This window comes from Kitasatospora sp. NPDC101235 (assembly GCF_044767505.1).
Lineage (GTDB): Bacteria > Actinomycetota > Actinomycetes > Streptomycetales > Streptomycetaceae > Kitasatospora.
Map to the genome: position 1 here is coordinate 185,444 of NZ_JBIWNZ010000003.1, position 17,142 is coordinate 202,585.

Genomic DNA, 17,142 nt, shown 5'->3' on the forward strand with positions numbered 1-17,142 from the left:
ATCAGTCCACCTCCTCAACCGTCACCAGGTGACGGACCGTGTGGGCCATCCCGCGGATCTCGGGACGGTCCTCCTTGACCACCACGTCGTGCATGCGCTTGAGGCCAAGCGAACGCAGGGTGTCGCGGTGGTTCTGCTTGCTGCCGATGTACGACTTGGTCTGCGTGATCTTCAGGCGAGCCATCAGGCGCTCACCCCGGCAGCACGAGCCCGCAGCAGGGCGGCGGGGGCCACGTCCTCCAGCGGCAGGCCACGACGGGCAGCGATCTCCTCGGGGCGCACGAGGCCCTTCAGAGCGGCCACGGTGGCGTGCACGATGTTGATCGCGTTGTCCGAGCCGAGCGACTTCGACAGGATGTCGTGGATGCCGGCGCACTCCAGGACGGCGCGCACCGGACCACCGGCGATAACACCGGTACCGGGGGCGGCGGGCTTCAGCAGCACGACGCCGGCGGCCTTCTCACCCTGGATCGGGTGCGGGATGGTGCCCTGGATACGGGGGACCTTGAAGAAGTTCTTCTTGGCCTCCTCAACGCCCTTGGCGATGGCGGCCGGAACCTCCTTCGCCTTCCCGTAACCGACACCCACGGTGCCATCGCCATCGCCCACCACGACGAGCGCGGTGAAGCTGAAGCGACGGCCACCCTTGACAACCTTGGCGACACGGTTGATCGCGACGACGCGCTCGACGTAAGCGGTCTTCTCGACGGCGGGGGCGTTGCCCCGGTCGTCACGCTTACGGTCGCGCCGCTCGCCACCGGTGCCGCCACCGGCGCCGCTACCGCGGCGCTGGGGTCCAGCCATTGGATTTACCTCTCTCGTTTACGTCCGTCGACAGAGTCGACGAGCGGCTTAGAAGTCGAGCCCGGCCTCGCGGGCCGCGTCCGCCAGGGCGGCGATGCGGCCGGCGTACCGGTTGCCCGCGCGGTCGAAGACGACCGACTCGATGCCGGCGGCCTTGGCGCGCTCGGCGACCAGGCTCCCGACCTTCTTGGCCAGCTCGGTCTTGTCGCCCTCGGCGCCCTTGATGGACACGTCGAGGGTGGACGCCGACGCCAGGGTGTGACCCTTGGCGTCGTCGATGACCTGGGCGACCATGTGACGGTTCGAGCGCGTCACGACGAGACGCGGACGCACCTCGGTGCCGACGACGCGCTTGCGAACGCGGATCGCGCGGCGCTTGCGAGCGGCGCTCTTGTAGGCGTTGCCCTTGCCGATCTTGACAGAGACGCTCATCGCTTACTTACCACTCTTTCCGACCTTGCGGCGGATGACCTCGCCCGCGTACTTGACACCCTTGGCCTTGTACGGGTCGGGCTTGCGCAGCTTGCGGATGTTGGCGGCGATCTCGCCGACCTTCTGCTTGTCGATGCCGTCCACGTGGAACTTGGTGGGCGACTCGACGACGAAGGAGATGCCCTCCGGCGCGGTGATCAGGATCGGGTGGCTGTAGCCCAGCGCGAACTCCATGTCGGAGCCCTTCGCCGTGACTCGGTAACCAACACCGCTGATCTCCAGCGACTTGCGGTAGCCCTGGGTCACACCGGTGATCATGTTCGCCACCAGCGTGCGGGTCAGGCCGTGCAGGGCCTTCGAGCGACGCTCGTCGTTCGGGCGGGTGACGAGCACGGTGCCGTCCTCGCCCTTGCCGATCTCGATCGGCGCGGCGACGACGTGGGTGAGGGAGCCCTTCGGGCCCTTCACCGAGACCGCCTGGCCATCGATGGTGACGTCCACGCCAGCGGGGACCTGGATGGGCAGCCGTCCAATGCGCGACATTGCTGTACCTCCGTTTCCCGAATTACCAGACGTAGGCGAGAACTTCTCCGCCTACGCCCTTCTTGGCGGCCTGCTTGTCGGTGAGGAGACCGGAGGACGTGGAGATGATCGCCACGCCCAGGCCGCCGAGCACCTTCGGCAGGTTGGTGGACTTTGCGTAAACGCGCAGACCCGGCTTGCTGATGCGCTTGATGCCGGCGATGGAGCGCTCACGGTTGGGGCCGAACTTGAGCTCGATGGTCAGCTTCTTGCCGACCTCGCCCTCAGCAGGCTCCTCAACCTTGTAGGAGGAGATGTAACCCTCCTGCTGCAGGATCTGGGCGACGTGCGCCTTGATCTTGCTGGCCGGCATCGCCACGGTGTCGTGGTACGCCGAGTTCGCGTTACGCAGACGCGTGAGCATGTCTGCGATGGGGTCGGTCATGGTCATGATGGCCTCAGGCCTCTCTCGCCGTGGTTTCTCCGCACCAGGTCCCCCCGTCGCACTCAAGGAGTGCGCCAGAGGCACAAGCGCAGGGGACCTACGACGTAGTAAGACTGGGTGCGAGCCCTTCCGATGAAGGACCACGGGTATCCATGGGGAAGCCGTGGCGGGGGGCCCGACCCCACTACCTTACGGGAATCCGTACGGCAGCCCAAAAACGGGCGGTGTGGGATCGGGCACCTCTGCTTCGCTAGCTGTGCCTAGAGCCTGGGATTACCAGGAGCTCTTGGTCACGCCCGGCAGCTCGCCACGGTGCGCCATCTCACGAAGGCAGACACGGCAGAGGCCGAACTTGCGGTACACCGAGTGCGGACGGCCGCAGCGCTGGCACCGGGTGTAGGCCCGGACGCCGAACTTCGGCTTGCGCTCGGACTTCGCGATGAGGGACTTCTTCGCCATTGGCTCACGCCTCCTTGAACGGGAAGCCCAGAGCGCGCAGGAGCGCCCGGCCCTCGTCGTCGGTCTGAGCGGTGGTCACGACGGTGATGTCCATACCGCGCTGACGGTCGACCTTGTCCTGGTCGATCTCGTGGAACATAACCTGCTCGGTCAGACCGAAGGTGTAGTTGCCACGGCCGTCGAACTGCTTCGGGGAGAGACCACGGAAGTCGCGGATACGCGGCAGAGCCAGCGACACCAGACGGTCCAGGAACTCCCACATGCGGTCACCACGGAGGGTGACGTGCGTGCCGATCGGCTGGCCCTCGCGCAGCTTGAACTGCGCGATGGACTTGCGAGCCTTGGTCACGGCCGGCTTCTGACCGGTGATGGCGGTCAGGTCGCGGATCGCGCCCTCGATCAGCTTGCTGTCGCGGGCAGCCTCGCCGACACCCATGTTGACCACGACCTTGACCAGGCCGGGGATCAGCATGACGTTCTCGTACTTGAACTGCTCGTTCAGCTGGCCCTTGATCTCGGAGTTGTAACGCTCCTTGAGGCGGGGGGCCACCTTCTCAACAGTCGTCTCAGACATCAGATGTCCTCACCGGTTCGCTTGGCAACGCGGATCTTGTTGCCCTGGTCGTCGAAGCGGTAGCCGACGCGGGTGACGACCTTCTTGCCGTCCTTCTCCACGACCAGCTGGACGTTGGAGACGTGCACCGGGGCCTCGACGGTCACGATGCCACCCTGGGTACCCGGACCCGGCTTGGTGTGCTTCTTGACCCGGTTGACACCCTCGACGAGGACCTTGTTCTCAGCCGGCATGGCCTGGATGACCTTGCCCTGCTTGCCCTTGTCCTTGCCGGTGATGACCTGGACCAGGTCACCCTTCTTGATCTTCATGCTGTTCGCCATGGGTTAGAGCACCTCCGGCGCCAGCGAGATGATCTTCATGAACTTCTTGTCGCGCAGCTCGCGGCCGACCGGGCCGAAGATGCGGGTGCCACGGGGGTCACCCTCAGTGTTCTTGAGCACGACAGCGGCGTTCTCGTCGAAGCGGATGTACGAGCCATCCGGACGACGACGCTCCTTGACGGTACGGACGACGACGCACTTGACGACGTCACCCTTCTTCACCGAACCACCGGGGATCGCGTCCTTGACGGTCGCGACGATGACGTCCCCGATACCGGCGTAGCGGCGACCGGAGCCACCGAGAACACGGATGCAAAGGATCTCCTTGGCACCAGTGTTGTCGGCAACACGCAGTCGCGACTCCTGCTGGATCACAGCTTTCTCCTGATCGTCAACGAGAGTCGACGGGCCGGCCGCTGCTCACACCGGCGTCCCGCAGGGACCCGGTGCACATACGGCCGTACCTCATCGGCTTCGTTACTTGGCCTTCTCGAGGATCTCGACGACGCGCCAGCGCTTGCTCGCGGACAGCGGGCGGGTCTCCGCCAGGAGGACCCGGTCGCCCACGCCGCACGCGTTCTGCTCGTCGTGCGCCTTCAGCTTGTTCGTACGGCGGATGACCTTGCCGTACAGAGCGTGCTTGACGCGGTCCTCGACGGCGACGACGACGGTCTTGTCCATCTTGTCGCTGACGACGAGACCCTCACGGGTCTTGCGGAAACCGCGCGTCTCGTTGGTGTTCTCAGTCATCAGGCGTTCTCCACCGTCTCGATGCCCAGCTCGCGCTCGCGCATCAGGGTGTAGATCCGCGCGATGTCCTTGCGGACGAGCTTGAGCCGTCCGTGGTTGTCGAGCTGCCCGGTCGCCGCCTGGAAGCGGAGGTTGAACAGCTCCTCCTTGGCCTCGCGCAGCTTGGCAACGAGGGCCTCGTTGTCCAGCGAGCGAAGCTCAGCAGCCTTGGTAGCGGCCGACATCAGCTCTCACCGTCCTCGCGCCGGACGATCCGGCACTTCATCGGCAGCTTGTGCGCGGCGCGGGTGAGCGCCTCGCGAGCAACCTTCTCGTTCGGGTACGACAGCTCGAACATGACCCGACCCGGGTGCACGTTCGCGATCCACCACTCCGGCGAACCCTTACCGGAACCCATGCGGGTCTCGGCCGGCTTCTTGGTGAGCGGGCGGTCCGGGTAGATGTTGATCCAGACCTTGCCACCACGACGGATGTGACGGGTGATCGCGATACGAGCGGACTCGATCTGACGGTTCGTCACGTAGGCCGGGGTCACGGCCTGGATGCCGAACTGGCCGAACGCCAGCTCGGTGCCACCCTTGGAAGCGCCGCGGCGCTTCGGGTGGTGCTGCTTGCGGTGCTTGACCCGACGGGGGATCAGCATTGGGGTCAGGCCTCCGTTCCGGTGTTCTCAGCAGCCGGAGCCTCGACGGCCGGGGCCGCGGGGGCCTCGGCAGCGGCGGGACGACGGCCACGGCCACCGCGCTCGCCACCACGGCGGTCGCCACCGCGGGCGGGACGACCACCCTCGGGACGGGCCGGGCGGTTGCCCGAGCGGGCAGCGGCGTTCTCAGCGCGGACCTCGGCGATGTTCTTGACGTCGCCCTTGTAGATCCAGACCTTCACGCCGATGCGGCCGAAGGTGGTCTTGGCCTCGAAGAAGCCGTAGTCGACGTTCGCACGCAGGGTGTGCAGCGGCACGCGACCCTCGCGGTAGAACTCCGAACGGCTCATCTCGGCGCCGCCGAGACGACCGGAGCACTGGACCTTGATGCCCTTGGCGCCGGACTTCATGGTGCCCTGCATCGACTTGCGCATGGCACGGCGGAAGGAGACGCGGGAGGACAGCTGCTCCGCGACGCCCTGAGCCACGAGCTGGGCGTCCAGCTCGGGGTTCTTGACCTCGAGGATGTTCAGCTGGACCTGCTTGCCGGTCAGCTTCTCGAGGTCGCCGCGGATGCGGTCGGCCTCGGTGCCACGGCGACCGATGACGATGCCGGGGCGGGCGGTGTGGATGTCGACGCGGACGCGGTCGCGGGTGCGCTCGATCTCGACCTTGGAGATGCCGGCGCGCTCCATGCCCTTCGTCATCATGCGACGAATGGCAACGTCTTCCTTGACGTAGTCCTTGTACAGCTTGTCGGCGTACCAGCGGGACTTGAAGTCCGTGCTGATGCCGAGGCGGAACCCGTGCGGGTTAACCTTCTGGCCCATTACCGGGTCCCTTCCTTGCTGCTGACGACCACGGTGATGTGGCTGGTCCGCTTGCGGATCCGGTAGGCGCGGCCCTGGGCACGCGGACGGAACCGCTTCAGGGTCGGGCCCTCGTCAACGTACGCCTCGGAGATGTAGAGGTCGTCCACGTTGGAGTGGTTGTAGTTGTGCGCGGCGTTGGCAATGGCGCTGTCGAGCACCTTGCCGACCGGCACGGTGGCGGCCTGCGGAGCGAAACGCAGGACGGCCTGGGCCTCCGTGGCATTCATGCCACGGATGAGGTCCACCACGCGGCGGGCCTTCATGGGCGTCACGCGGATGTACCGCGCCTGTGCCCTGGCTTCCATGGTTGTCCCCTTAATGGAGTAAGTCATTGAGTCTTTTTGGCGCGCAAGCTCAGGCTTAGCGACGCTTCGACTTCCGGTCTTCCTTCACGTGGCCACGGAAGGTGCGGGTCGGAGCGAACTCGCCGAGCTTGTGGCCGACCATCGACTCGGTGACGAACACCGGGACGTGCTTACGGCCATCGTGAACCGCGATCGTGTGACCGAGCATGCTCGGCGAGATCACGGAACGACGGGACCAGGTCTTGATGACGTTCTGGGTACCCGCCTCGTTCTGAGCGTCCACCTTCTTGATGAGGTGGCCGTCGATGAAGGGGCCCTTCTTGAGACTGCGCGGCATCTGACCTGCTCCTAGCGCTTCTTGTTGGTCTTGCGGCGGCGCACGATGAGCTTGTCCGACGCCTTGTTCGGGCGACGGGTACGGCCCTCGGGCTTACCCCACGGCGAGACCGGGTGGCGACCACCGGAGGTCTTACCCTCACCACCACCGTGCGGGTGGTCGATCGGGTTCATGGCCACACCACGCACGGTCGGGCGGACGCCCTTCCAGCGCATACGGCCGGCCTTGCCCCAGTTGATGTTCGACTGCTCGGCGTTGCCGACCTCGCCGACGGTGGCGCGGCAGCGCGCGTCGACCAGGCGGATCTCACCGGAGGGCATGCGCAGGTGCGCCATCTTGCCCTCACGCGCCAGCAGCTGGATGCCGGAGCCGGCCGAGCGGGCCAGCTTGGCACCGCCGCCGGGACGCAGCTCCACCGCGTGGATGGTGGTACCGACCGGGATGTTGCGCAGCGGCAGGTTGTTGCCCGGCTTGATGTCGGCGCCAGCGCCGTTCTCGATCCGGTCGCCCTGCGTGATGCCGCGCGGCGCGATGATGTAGCGCTTCTCGCCGTCCGCGTAGTGCAGGAGCGCGATGCGCGCGGTGCGGTTCGGGTCGTACTCGATGTGCGCGACCTTGGCCGGCACGCCGTCCTTGTCGTGACGACGGAAGTCGATCACGCGGTAGGCGCGCTTGTGACCGCCACCCTGGTGGCGAGCGGTGATACGACCGGCGTTGTTACGGCCGCCCTTGCTGTGCAGGGGGCGAACCAGCGACTTCTCCGGCGTGGACCGCGTGATTTCTACGAAGTCGGCCACGCTGGAGCCACGACGGCCCGGCGTAGTCGGCTTGTACTTGCGGATGCCCATTTGGCTCTCTCGTCCTCGTCCTAATCGACGATCACGATCTCCCTCTTCAGGAGACCGGACCACCGAAGATGTCGATGCGGTTGCCCTCGGCCAGCGTCACGATGGCGCGCTTGGTGTCCTTGCGCTTGCCAAAGCCCGTCTTGGACCGCTTGCGCTTGCCCTGACGGTTGATCGTGTTGACAGCCTCGACCTTGACCGAGAAGACCGCCTCGACGGCCTGCTTGATCTGGGTCTTGTTGGCGCCCGGCGACACGATGAACGTGTACTTGTTCTCGTCGAGGAGCGAGTAGCTCTTCTCCGAGATGACCGGCTTCACCAGGACGTCACGGGGGTCCGTGAACGTCTTGCTCGTAACGTCGCTCATCAGGCGGCGCTCCCTTCGAGCTCGCCCTCAGCGGCAACGGCCTTGGCGGACGCGGCCGGACCGGCCACGAAACGCTCGAAGGCGGCCTGGGTGAAGACCACATCGTCGGAGACGAGCACGTCGTAGGTGTTCAGCTGACCGGCGTCCAGGATGTGCACGTTCGGCAGGTTGCGAGCGGACTTCAGGCCCAGCTCGTCCTCGCGCTCGACGACCAGGAGGACGTTCTTGCGGTCGGTGATCTTGCCGAACAGGCCCTTGGCTGCCTTGGTCGACGGCGCCTCGGTCGCGGTCACGCCGGTGACGACGTGAATGCGGTTGTGGCGGGCCCGGTCGGTGAGCGCACCGCGCAGGGCGGCGGCGATCATCTTCTTCGGGGTCCGCTGCGAGTAGTCGCGCGGCACGGGACCGTGCACGACGCCACCGCCGGCGAACTGCGGCGCACGGGTCGAGCCCTGACGGGCGCGGCCGGTGCCCTTCTGGCGGTACGGCTTCTTGCCGCCGCCACGAACCTCGCCGCGAGTCTTGGTCTTGTGGGTGCCCTGACGGGCCGCAGCGAGCTGCGCCACGACGACCTGGTGCATCAGCGGAACGCTGACCTTCGCGTCGAAGATCTCGGCCGGCAGCTCGATGCTGCCGGTCTTGTCGCCAGCCGGCGACAGGATGTCAATGGTGCTCATATCCTTCACAGCCCCTTCGCCGCGGTGCGGACGAGGACGAGGCCGCCGTTCGGGCCCGGGACGGCGCCCTTGATGAGCAGCAGACCCTTCTCCGCGTCGACCGCGTGCACGGTCAGGTTCTGGGTGGTCACACGCTCGTGGCCCATCCGACCAGCCATGCGCAGGCCCTTGAACACACGGCCCGGGGTGGCGCAGCCACCGATGGAACCGGGCGAGCGGTGCTTGCGCTGGGTGCCGTGACCGGCGCCGAGGCCCTTGAAGTTGTGACGCTTCATGACACCGGCGAAGCCCTTGCCCTTGGAGGTGCCGGTCACGTCGACCTTGACACCCGCCTCGAACAGCTCGGCGGTGATCTCCTGGCCCAGGGTGTACTCGGACGCGTCCGAGGTACGGATCTCGACCAGGTGGCGGCGCGGGGTGACACCGGCCTTGGCGAAGTGGCCCGCGAGGGGCTTGTTCACCTTGCGGGGGTCGATCTCGCCGAAGCCGAGCTGGACGGCGCTGTAGCCGGCCGGGCTGTCGGCGGTGTGGACCTGGGTCACGACATTCGGCCCGGCCTTGACGACGGTCACCGGGACGACCCGGTTGTTCTCGTCCCAGACCTGGGTCATGCCGAGCTTCTCGCCCAGGATGCCCTTAATCTGCTTAGCCATCTTCGGTGCGCCTCTCAGAGCTTGATCTCGATGTCGACGCCCGCCGGCAGGTCGAGACGCATGAGCGAGTCAACCGTCTTCGGCGTGGGGTCGAGGATGTCGATCAGACGCTTGTGAGTACGCATCTCGAAGTGCTCGCGCGAGTCCTTGTACTTGTGCGGCGAGCGGATGACGCAGTACACGTTCTTCTCAGTGGGCAGCGGCACCGGGCCCGCGACCTGCGCACCAGTACGGATCACCGTCTCGACGATCTTCTTCGCCGAGGAGTCGATGACCTCGTGGTCGTAGGCCTTGAGCCGGATGCGGATCTTCTGTCCCGCCATGGCTACTCAGTAGTCCTTTGTCCTTAGTCACTGCACGACCCCCCTCCGACCCCCGCGCTCGGGCGTGTCGCACTCGCGCTTGCAAAAAACCGGCGAAGCACTTCGTCGGTTTCGAACTTTCGGGGTGGGGGGGCGCCGGGCCGAGGCCCCGCATGCGCTTCCCGGAAGATTCCCGTACTTTCGCCCCGCAGCTGCCGTGGCGTAGAACTCACGCTTGACGGCCATCACGGGAACGACGAGTACATGGGACTCGCTTCCGGTCCTCCCGGCGGGAGGCGCGCAGCATCGGCACTCAACCGAGCAACTTGGACATACTGCCACATGGAGCAGCCCGGATGCCAATCGGGGCCGGTGAGGCGTTCCTCACCGGCCCCGATGGGGTGACGACCCCGGTCAGTCCTTGCGCCAGAGCACCCAGTTGCGGTCCTTGTTGTACTTCGCGATGTGCCAGCCGGGCTCCGGGTGCGGCCAGCTGTCCTGCGGCAGGGCACCCTTGTACCAGCCGGCCAGGACCGCGGTGGCCTTCTCCGGCGGGTTGGAGCCGCCCTTCAGGTCCTCCGACCAGACCCGGCCCCAGTAGACCTCGTAGGCCATCGCCATGCGGGCGTCCCAGTCGAGGTCCGTGTCCAGGACGACGTTGTCGCCCTTGCGCAGGCCTGCCTCCTTTGGCACGCCGACCGCCTGGTACTTGCGTTCCTGGGCGTGCGGCTCGGAGACGTTGTCGGTGACGGCGACCGTCGCGTAGGCGGCGAACAGCGCCACGCAGGCCACCAGCGCGGCGACCACCCGGCGCCCGCCGGCCACCCGCAGCAACAGGCAGGCGGCCAGCACCGCCAGTGCGCCGAAGCTCGTACGGACCATGTGCAGGCCCTCCCAGCTCGAGGCCAGGAACATGGCGTCCGGCACCGTCCACGGACTGACCCAGAGCTTGAGCTCGGCACCCGCGTACGACCCGACCGACACCTGGATGACGCCGATCACCACCGTGCCGACCAGCGCCATCCACAGCAGCGCGCGGGCCCTGGCCCGGAACAGCGCGGCCAGGCCCACCACCAGGAACAGCGGCACCAGCACCGCGCAGTACCGGGCGTACACCCAGTTGTCGGTCCGGTTGTTGTCCGCCAGGCCGGCCGCGGAGGCCAGCGCGGTGCCGAACAGCATGGCCACCATGGTGCAGGCCACCACCCGCTCGGCCACCGAGTACCGGCGCCGGAACACGACCACCACGCACAGCACCAGGGCGATCGCCCCGAAGCCGTACGTGGAGGTCATGAAGTACCACAGCTGCCCGAAGGTGCGGGCGATGATCGTGCCGATGTACTTGCTGTCCTCGAGGTTCTCGAAGACCTTGTTGCCGACGTCGCTCGGCGGCACGTCCTTGAACTGGCTCTCGACGAAGCCGGCCAGCAGCTTCGCGCCCAGGTACGACGCCCCGAGCGTGCCGACGCCGGCGAGCGAGGCGAGCCGCGGCGCCCAGCCGAGGATCAGCACCACGAGCAGGACCAGCGCGGTCAGCACCACGACCACGCCGCCGCGGTCGTGGGTGGCCAACGTGTAGCCGGCCGCCAGGCCCATCCCCGCCGCGTACAGCGCGCGGCGGCGCGTCGAGCCGGGCGAGAGCCAGCCGTGCATCGCGATCAGCCAGGCCAGCAGGAGCACCGGCAGCACGGTGTCCGACATGGCGAACTGGGAGTAGAAGATCACCGGCGGCACCAGGGCCACGGCGGTGCCCACCAGGTACGCCTGCGGCCGGGACAGGCCCACCCGGCGCGCCGCCGCCACGGCGAGCGGGAACACCAGCGCGTTGAGCACCGCGTTGATGGCCATGACCAGGTGGTACGCGGTGGCCGGGTTGTCGGCGATCCGCAGCGCCGGCGAGATCAGCAGCGGGTACCCGCCGGGGATCACCACCCCGACCGGCATCTCGGTGGTCGGCCGGCCGGCCAGCACCCGCGCTATCGCCAGGTAGGAGTCCTCGTCGGCGTGCACCGACGGGAAGTAGTTGTGGATCGACAGCACCAGGCGGAACGCCACCTGCCCGCCGTACCCGAGCAGCAGGGCCACCGGCCAGAACCAGCGGTGGGCGGCCAGCGCCCGCAGCCGGGCCGGCACGGCCGGGGTGCCGGGCGCGTTCGTGCCGCCGTCCTCACCCCGGTCCGGCCTGTCGGACGTGTGGGCAGAGTCGATCAGCGGCTGCACCGAGACACTTCCCTACTTGTGTGAGTTGACGATCTCGTCATGACCGGCTCCGGGCGGCGCCACGGTTTCCGCCACCACTCGTCGAAGCGCATCGGCAGTGTGCCACGCGGCGATCGGCCGGAGCCAACGCGCTCCTCCCCCACGGACGACAACGGCCCGCTCGGGAACGGCGGTTCGGCCGGTGCCGGATTCCCCTCGGCCGGGTGACAGCCCGCACCGGGAACGCGAACGGCACTGGGCCGGCAGTCCGGACTCCGGACTGCCGGCCCAGTGCCGCATCAGGGCTTGCGAGGCGTCAGTGCCGCTCTCCGCCGGTCAGCGCGTGGCGGACCAGGACCCTGGCGCCGGCCCGCTGGCCGCGCTTCAGCGCGCCCGGCAGCATGGTCAGCGCGTGCAGGCGGGAGGCGCTGCGGAACCGGGCCGCACGGGCGGCCTTCGGCCAGCCGCGGGCGTCCATCCGCTCGGCCACCGCGTTGAAGTACCGCTCCGCCTCGGTGAACCGGGTGCCGGAGAAGGCCTGCACCGAGGACTCGCTGACGGCGTGCCGGCGGTACTGGAAGACGACGGTGGTGTTGTCCACCAGCATCTGCTCGCCGAGCTCCAGCAGGTCCACGACCAGGGCCAGGTCCTGGATCACCGAGTACTCGTCACGGAAGTTGACCGCGCGCAGCGCCTCGCCGCGCCAGCAGATCGACGGGAAGTAGAGCCAGTTGCCGCGCAGCACGCTGGCGGCCAGCTCCTCGCCGCCCATCAGTCGCCGGCCCTTGACGGTCGGCGCGTAGATCTTCTCCTTGACGTTGTCCGCCAGACCCGAACGGCTGACCTCGCCGTTGCCGTCGATGACCTCGACGCCCGGCTGCACCATGCCCAGGTCCGGGTTGTCCTTCACGATCGCCCGGACGGTCTCCAGGTAGTGCGGGTGCAGCAGGTCGTCGCAGCCCATGATGACCACGTGGTCGGCCGTGGACAGCTCCACGCACTTCTGGAAGTTCTTGGTGATGCCGAGGTTCTGCTCGTTGCGCAGGTAGCTCACCCGGTCGTCGCCGAGCGAGGCGAACCAGCCCGGGACGTCCGGCTCCTTGCCGTCGTCGATGACGGTCAGCCGGAAGTCCCGGTCGGTCTGCGCGAGGATGCTCCGCACCGCGGCCTGCATCAGCGCCACGTCGCCGTAGTACGGCAGCATGAACTCGAAGGTCGCCATGGGATCAGGCCTTGCTGCGGTCGACCGGCGCCGAGACCGGCAGGTCCAGGTCGAAGCGCTCCTCGTTCAGGCGGGCGCCCTCGTTGATCGCCACGGTGCGCGCCAGGTCGGTGAGCTTCTTCTCCAGCGAGCGGAAGCGCAGGAAGGTGTTCAGGGTCAGGAAGCCCATCGCCAGCACCATCACGTACAGCACCAGGTCGGTGCCGCGGCCGACGCCGAGCTGGTGGGCCAGCCAGGTCACGTCGGTGGGGCGCAGCACCGCGTAGATGTTCACGATCACGAAGACCGAGAACGCGATCCGCTTCCAGGCGCGGGTGTTGGCACGGTCCCAACGCCGGATGAACATGAAGGCGAGAGCGACCGAGCCGAGAATGAGAACCAGCTGGATCCAGAAGAATTTCATCGGCGGCTACGCTCCCGCAGCGAGATGTCGAAGATGATGTTGACGCCGTTGATCAGGGACTGACCCTTGGCGCGTGAGTACTCGGTGTACAGGATGTCCACCGGGAGCTCGGCGACCCGCAGGTCCGAGCCGGCGAGGAAGCTGACGATCTCCGACGCGTGTGCCATGCCGTTCATGGTGATCCGCAGCCGACCGGCGGCCTCGCGGTTCAGCACGCGCAGGCCGTTGTGGGCGTCGGTCAGCTTGAGCTTGCGCGCGGTGGGGCTGACGGTCGCCGCGGTGCGCAGGACGACCCGCTTGATCCACGGCACCTGCCCGTTCTGCTCGATGAAGCGCGAGCCGAGGACGACGTCCACATCGCCCTCCCGCAGCAGGGCGACCATCTTCTCGACGTCGGCGGTCTGGTGCTGGCCGTCGGCGTCGAAGGTGGCGAAGTACTTGGCGCCCGGCTGGGCCAGGGCGTAGGCGAGGCCGGTCTGGAGGGCGGCGCCCTGGCCGAGGTTGACCGGGTGGCGCACCAGGTGCGCGCCCGTCTGCATGATGTGCTTGGCCGAGTCGTCGCCGCTGCCGTCATCGACCACCACGATGTTCGGGAACGTCTTTCGCGCCCCCTCCACAACGTCGGCGATCACCTGGCCCTCGTTGTAGGCCGGGATCACCAGCCAAACATCGTCGTACTGGGACACGGAGGCTCCATGAATGGGGTCTGGCCCGCGCTGCTGCGCGGCGATCTGAAGATGAGGGGCGGACACGGTCAGTCACCGGCCGTCCGACTGCTCAACACCCCGGCGTTCGGGTCCCCCGACTGCTGGGCGAGACCGGCGGAATTCGTCGCCGAACGGGCGAAACTCTGCCTCAGAACCGCCAGCATACCGAGGACGGTGGCCACGGAACCCGCCGTATACGCAAGGATCACGCGGGTGGACACCTCACCCGGCAGGAAGGTCACCCCGGCGAGGACCGCGGTGCCGACCGCCCAGCAGAGCAGCTGAAGGTTGTGCCGCTTGAATACCATCAATGCCTGTCCGAGCACCATCGCGAACATGTACGCGACGGTTCCGGCGGACAACCAGAAGAAGTCGAGGCAGCCGAGCACCGGCTTGGCGCCGAACAGCACCTGGATCAGCCACGGGCCGAGGGCGACCGCCGGGATGCCGCCGAGCAGGCCGAGCGCGCCCACCACGACGCCGATCTTCTTGAGCATCCCGGTGAAGGCGGCCCGGTCCCCGACCGCGATCGCGGCGGAGAGGCCGTTCAGCAGCGAGGCCTGGAGCGAACCGAAGACGAACAGCGGCACCCGGGCCAGCACCAGCGCGTTGAGCAGGGCGGCGATCAGCGCGGAGTCGGAGGGCGCGAGCAGCTTGGTGCTCACCACGGCCGCGTTCACCACGGCCTGCGAGAGCAGCGTCGAGCAGATCAACAGGCCGAGCCCGGAACAGAGTTCGGACCAGCCGACCTGCTCGCCGGGCTTGACCGCGCGCAGCAGCGGGGGCAGCGTCGCGATCGTGGCGAGGATCGGCGCGACGGCCAGGATCAGGCTGAACGCGAGCGCCGAGTGCACCCCGGCCACGCCGCAGGCGAGGGCCAGGCCGATCCGCAGGCCGCCGTCCAGGCCGAGCTGGGTGCCGTACGCACCGAAGCGTCCGAGGCCGGCCAGCACGCCGCGGGTGAGGTAGCAGACGGCCATGCCGGTGAAGGCGCCGCCGAGGGCCAGCACCAGCGAGCGGTCACCGTGGAACATCGCCCGGGCGATCGGGCCGGAGGCGGCCCCGAGGACGGCCAGGGTCGCCGCGAGGATCCCACCGGTGAGCAGGGTCGCCCGGCGCAGCACCGGCGCGGCGCCGTGGCCGAGCGCCGCGCGCGCCGCGACGATCCGGGTGAGCTCCTGCTCGATCGGGAAGAAGACGCCGATGCCGACGGACATCACGATCGTCCACAGCAGCGAGACGTTCGCCATGTCGTCGACGGACAGGCTGTGGCCCGCCACCCCGAGGTGGATGTAGTTGGCGGCGCCCAGTACGACGGTGCCGCCGGCCACCGCCAGGGTTCCTGGCGGTAGCGCGGCAGCCACCTTCGTCAGCGGGTTCTTCACTGAGGTCTGTCGCTCTCCGTGCTCCGGGCCGTGGCGGCCAGTTCGGCGAAGACGGGCTGGGTCAGGGCCTCGGCCAGCATGGCCCGCCACTCGGGCAGCGGCGCCAGCCCGGCGGCGGCCCAGCGGTCGTGGGCCAGCACGCTGAAGGCCGGGCGGACGGCCGGCCGGACGAAGGCCTCCGAGGTGGTCGGGCGGATCCGCTCCGGGTCCAGCCCGCTCAGTGCGTAGGCCTCGCGGGCCAGGCCGCACCAGGTGGTCCGGCCGCTCGCGGTGCCGTGGTAGACCCCGGCCGGGGCCTGCCCGGCGAGCGCGGCCCGGCCGAGCTCGACCAGGCGGCCGGCCAGCGCGTACGACCAGGTCGGCTGGCCGTGCTGGTCGTCCACCACGTCGAGGGTGTCCCGCTGGGCGGCGAGCTTGAGCATGGTGGCCACGAAGTTCGGGCCGTGCTCGCCGTACAGCCAGGCGGTGCGCACCACGTAGCCGTGCTCGGGGAGCAGTTCGGCGACCGCCTCCTCCCCCACCAGCTTGCTGCGGCCGTACGCGTTCACCGGCGCGGTCGGGGCGTCCTCCGGGCAGGGCTCGGTGGCGTCGCCCGGCAGGACGTAGTCGGTGGAGACCTGCAGCAGCCGCGCACCGCTCTTGGCGCAGGCCGCGGCCAGGTGGCGCACGCCGGTGCCGTTGACGGCGGTGGCGGCGTCCTCCTCGGTCTCCGCGGCGTCGACGTTCGTCCACGCGGCGCAGTTGACCACGATGTCGTGGCCCTCGACGGCGGCCTGGACGGCCGCCGCGTCGGTGATGTCGAGGTCCGCCCGGCGCAGCGCGGTGATCTCGGCGGTCGCGTCGGCGCCCAGCACCGACAGCAGGTCCTGCCCGAGCATCCCGGCCGCGCCGGTGACCAGCCAGCGCACGGGCCCGGCGGCGTTCGCGGTCACTTGGCCAGGGCCGCCTTCTGCTTCAGCGGCTCCCACCAGGCGCGGTTCTCGCGGTACCAGGCGATGGTCGCGGCGAGGCCGTCCTCGAAGCGGACCTGCGGCTCGTAGCCGAGCTCCTCGCGGATCTTGCTGATGTCGATCGAGTAGCGGAGGTCGTGGCCCTTGCGGTCCTCGACGTGCTCGACCATGTCCCAGCCGGCGCCCGCGGCCTCCAGCAGCAGGCCGGTCAGCTCCTTGTTGGTGGCCTCGGTGCCGCCGCCGATGTTGTAGACCTCACCCGCGCGGCCGCCGCGCATGACCAGCTCGATGCCCCGGCAGTGGTCCGAGACGTGCAGCCAGTCGCGGACGTTGCCACCGTCGCCGTACAGCGGCACCTTCTTGCCGTCGATCAGGTTGGTGGTGAACAGCGGGATGACCTTCTCCGGGAACTGGTAGTGCCCGTAGTTGTTGGAGCAGCGGGTCACCACCACGTCCATGCCGTGGGTGCGGTGGTAGGCCAGCGCCAGCAGGTCGGAGGACGCCTTGGAGGCCGAGTACGGGGAGTTCGGCGCCAGCGGCCAGGTCTCGGTCCAGGAGCCCTCGCTGATCGAGCCGTAGACCTCGTCGGTGGAGATGTGCACGAAGCGGCCGACGCCGTGCTTCCGGGCGGCGTCGAGCAGGACCTGGGTGCCCACGACGTTGGTCAGCACGAACGGGCCCGCGCCGGCGATCGAGCGGTCCACGTGGGACTCGGCGGCGAAGTGCACCACCACGTCGTGGCCCGGCATGACCTGGTCGACGGCGTCCACGTCGCAGATGTCGCCCTGGACGAAGGTGTAGCCCTGGTGGCCGGCCACCGGGGCCAGGTTCTCCAGGACACCCGAGTAGGTGAGCTTGTCAAAGACTGTGATCCGGGCATTCTCGTCAGCTCCGAGGAGCTGACGGACGAACTCCGAACCGATGAATCCGGCGCCGCCGGTCACGAGGATGCGCATAATGCGCGTA

27 protein-coding genes are annotated in these 17,142 nt (G+C 68.3%); all 27 read right to left on the bottom strand.

The window, feature by feature from the left end; translation table 11 throughout:
- Position 1 precedes the first annotated feature (1 nt).
- The 27 genes from rpmD to rfbB all read right to left on the bottom strand — a co-directional run bounded on the left by rpmD (position 2) and on the right by rfbB (position 17,132).
- Positions 2 to 184 (bottom strand): 50S ribosomal protein L30, encoded by a 183-nt coding sequence (rpmD, locus tag ACIRRH_RS06930; RefSeq protein WP_030055835.1) that lies wholly within the window; start codon positions 182 to 184, stop codon positions 2 to 4.
- Positions 184 to 804, bottom strand: a complete 621-nt coding sequence (gene rpsE, locus ACIRRH_RS06935) for a 30S ribosomal protein S5 (RefSeq protein ID WP_030393306.1) — start codon at positions 802 to 804, stop codon at positions 184 to 186. Before rpsE ends, rpmD begins: the two co-directional genes overlap by 1 nt.
- Before the next feature lie 48 nt (positions 805 to 852).
- A complete protein-coding gene (rplR, locus tag ACIRRH_RS06940) occupies positions 853 to 1,236 on the bottom strand; it encodes a 50S ribosomal protein L18 (protein ID WP_030280785.1) in 384 nt (127 codons plus the stop codon).
- Between the two features lie 3 nt (positions 1,237 to 1,239).
- The gene (rplF, locus tag ACIRRH_RS06945) at positions 1,240 to 1,779 is read right to left on the bottom strand and encodes a 50S ribosomal protein L6 (RefSeq protein WP_403062829.1); all 540 of its coding nucleotides are present in this window, start codon (positions 1,777 to 1,779) and stop codon (positions 1,240 to 1,242) included.
- A gap of 22 nt (positions 1,780 to 1,801) precedes the next feature.
- Complete coding sequence (rpsH, locus tag ACIRRH_RS06950) at positions 1,802 to 2,209, bottom strand: 30S ribosomal protein S8 (protein WP_350503566.1); 408 nt, start codon at positions 2,207 to 2,209, stop codon at positions 1,802 to 1,804.
- A 267-nt stretch (positions 2,210 to 2,476) separates the two neighbouring features.
- Positions 2,477 to 2,662, bottom strand: a complete 186-nt coding sequence (locus ACIRRH_RS06955) for a type Z 30S ribosomal protein S14 (protein ID WP_030055830.1) — start codon at positions 2,660 to 2,662, stop codon at positions 2,477 to 2,479.
- 4 nt (positions 2,663 to 2,666) lie between these two features.
- Positions 2,667 to 3,236, bottom strand: coding sequence for a 50S ribosomal protein L5 (gene rplE, locus ACIRRH_RS06960; protein WP_153460990.1), 570 nt, complete (start codon positions 3,234 to 3,236; stop codon positions 2,667 to 2,669).
- Complete coding sequence (gene rplX, locus ACIRRH_RS06965) at positions 3,236 to 3,547, bottom strand: 50S ribosomal protein L24 (protein ID WP_030263484.1); 312 nt, start codon at positions 3,545 to 3,547, stop codon at positions 3,236 to 3,238. Before rplX ends, rplE begins: the two co-directional genes overlap by 1 nt.
- Positions 3,548 to 3,562: 15 nt before the next feature.
- Positions 3,563 to 3,934 (bottom strand): 50S ribosomal protein L14, encoded by a 372-nt coding sequence (gene rplN / locus ACIRRH_RS06970; RefSeq protein WP_030232481.1) that lies wholly within the window; start codon positions 3,932 to 3,934, stop codon positions 3,563 to 3,565.
- A gap of 102 nt (positions 3,935 to 4,036) precedes the next feature.
- The gene (gene rpsQ, locus ACIRRH_RS06975) at positions 4,037 to 4,309 is read right to left on the bottom strand and encodes a 30S ribosomal protein S17 (protein WP_153460991.1); all 273 of its coding nucleotides are present in this window, start codon (positions 4,307 to 4,309) and stop codon (positions 4,037 to 4,039) included.
- A complete protein-coding gene (gene rpmC / locus ACIRRH_RS06980) occupies positions 4,309 to 4,533 on the bottom strand; it encodes a 50S ribosomal protein L29 (RefSeq protein ID WP_403062834.1) in 225 nt (74 codons plus the stop codon). The genes rpsQ and rpmC overlap by 1 nt, the downstream gene beginning before the upstream one ends.
- On the bottom strand, positions 4,533 to 4,952 hold the full coding sequence (rplP, locus tag ACIRRH_RS06985) for a 50S ribosomal protein L16 (protein ID WP_030300385.1): 420 nt from the start codon (positions 4,950 to 4,952) through the stop codon (positions 4,533 to 4,535). Before rplP ends, rpmC begins: the two co-directional genes overlap by 1 nt.
- A gap of 5 nt (positions 4,953 to 4,957) precedes the next feature.
- Positions 4,958 to 5,782: a 30S ribosomal protein S3 gene (gene rpsC / locus ACIRRH_RS06990; RefSeq protein WP_355253411.1), complete on the bottom strand. Its 825-nt coding sequence runs from the start codon at positions 5,780 to 5,782 to the stop codon at positions 4,958 to 4,960.
- The gene (rplV, locus tag ACIRRH_RS06995; RefSeq protein ID WP_030280773.1) at positions 5,782 to 6,129 is read right to left on the bottom strand and encodes a 50S ribosomal protein L22; all 348 of its coding nucleotides are present in this window, start codon (positions 6,127 to 6,129) and stop codon (positions 5,782 to 5,784) included. The genes rpsC and rplV overlap by 1 nt, the downstream gene beginning before the upstream one ends.
- A 55-nt stretch (positions 6,130 to 6,184) precedes the next feature.
- Positions 6,185 to 6,466: a 30S ribosomal protein S19 gene (gene rpsS, locus ACIRRH_RS07000; RefSeq protein WP_030280772.1), complete on the bottom strand. Its 282-nt coding sequence runs from the start codon at positions 6,464 to 6,466 to the stop codon at positions 6,185 to 6,187.
- A gap of 11 nt (positions 6,467 to 6,477) precedes the next feature.
- Entirely contained in the window at positions 6,478 to 7,314 is an 837-nt protein-coding gene (rplB, locus tag ACIRRH_RS07005; RefSeq protein ID WP_403062838.1) for a 50S ribosomal protein L2, read from the bottom strand.
- A 46-nt stretch (positions 7,315 to 7,360) separates the two neighbouring features.
- A complete protein-coding gene (gene rplW / locus ACIRRH_RS07010; protein WP_030280768.1) occupies positions 7,361 to 7,678 on the bottom strand; it encodes a 50S ribosomal protein L23 in 318 nt (105 codons plus the stop codon).
- Positions 7,678 to 8,355: a 50S ribosomal protein L4 gene (gene rplD / locus ACIRRH_RS07015; RefSeq protein ID WP_403062841.1), complete on the bottom strand. Its 678-nt coding sequence runs from the start codon at positions 8,353 to 8,355 to the stop codon at positions 7,678 to 7,680. Before rplD ends, rplW begins: the two co-directional genes overlap by 1 nt.
- 5 nt (positions 8,356 to 8,360) lie before the next feature.
- A complete protein-coding gene (gene rplC / locus ACIRRH_RS07020; RefSeq protein WP_207810335.1) occupies positions 8,361 to 9,008 on the bottom strand; it encodes a 50S ribosomal protein L3 in 648 nt (215 codons plus the stop codon).
- A 14-nt stretch (positions 9,009 to 9,022) separates the two neighbouring features.
- Complete coding sequence (gene rpsJ, locus ACIRRH_RS07025) at positions 9,023 to 9,331, bottom strand: 30S ribosomal protein S10 (protein ID WP_012785157.1); 309 nt, start codon at positions 9,329 to 9,331, stop codon at positions 9,023 to 9,025.
- Between the two features lie 393 nt (positions 9,332 to 9,724).
- Positions 9,725 to 11,530 carry a hypothetical protein gene (locus ACIRRH_RS07030; protein ID WP_403062844.1) on the bottom strand — a complete coding sequence of 602 codons (1,806 nt, stop codon included), beginning with the start codon at positions 11,528 to 11,530 and terminating at the stop codon, positions 9,725 to 9,727.
- A 295-nt stretch (positions 11,531 to 11,825) separates the two neighbouring features.
- Positions 11,826 to 12,731, bottom strand: a complete 906-nt coding sequence (locus ACIRRH_RS07035; protein ID WP_403062847.1) for a glycosyltransferase family 2 protein — start codon at positions 12,729 to 12,731, stop codon at positions 11,826 to 11,828.
- Between the two features lie 4 nt (positions 12,732 to 12,735).
- Complete coding sequence (locus tag ACIRRH_RS07040) at positions 12,736 to 13,134, bottom strand: DUF2304 domain-containing protein (RefSeq protein WP_224273902.1); 399 nt, start codon at positions 13,132 to 13,134, stop codon at positions 12,736 to 12,738.
- Positions 13,131 to 13,820 carry a glycosyltransferase family 2 protein gene (locus ACIRRH_RS07045; RefSeq protein WP_224273900.1) on the bottom strand — a complete coding sequence of 230 codons (690 nt, stop codon included), beginning with the start codon at positions 13,818 to 13,820 and terminating at the stop codon, positions 13,131 to 13,133. The genes ACIRRH_RS07040 and ACIRRH_RS07045 overlap by 4 nt, the downstream gene beginning before the upstream one ends.
- A gap of 68 nt (positions 13,821 to 13,888) precedes the next feature.
- The gene (locus tag ACIRRH_RS07050) at positions 13,889 to 15,172 is read right to left on the bottom strand and encodes a lipopolysaccharide biosynthesis protein (RefSeq protein WP_403062851.1); all 1,284 of its coding nucleotides are present in this window, start codon (positions 15,170 to 15,172) and stop codon (positions 13,889 to 13,891) included.
- A gap of 50 nt (positions 15,173 to 15,222) precedes the next feature.
- A complete protein-coding gene (rfbD, locus tag ACIRRH_RS07055) occupies positions 15,223 to 16,158 on the bottom strand; it encodes a dTDP-4-dehydrorhamnose reductase (RefSeq protein ID WP_403062854.1) in 936 nt (311 codons plus the stop codon).
- Entirely contained in the window at positions 16,155 to 17,132 is a 978-nt protein-coding gene (gene rfbB, locus ACIRRH_RS07060) for a dTDP-glucose 4,6-dehydratase (protein ID WP_403062857.1), read from the bottom strand. The genes rfbD and rfbB overlap by 4 nt, the downstream gene beginning before the upstream one ends.
- Positions 17,133 to 17,142 lie beyond the last annotated feature (10 nt).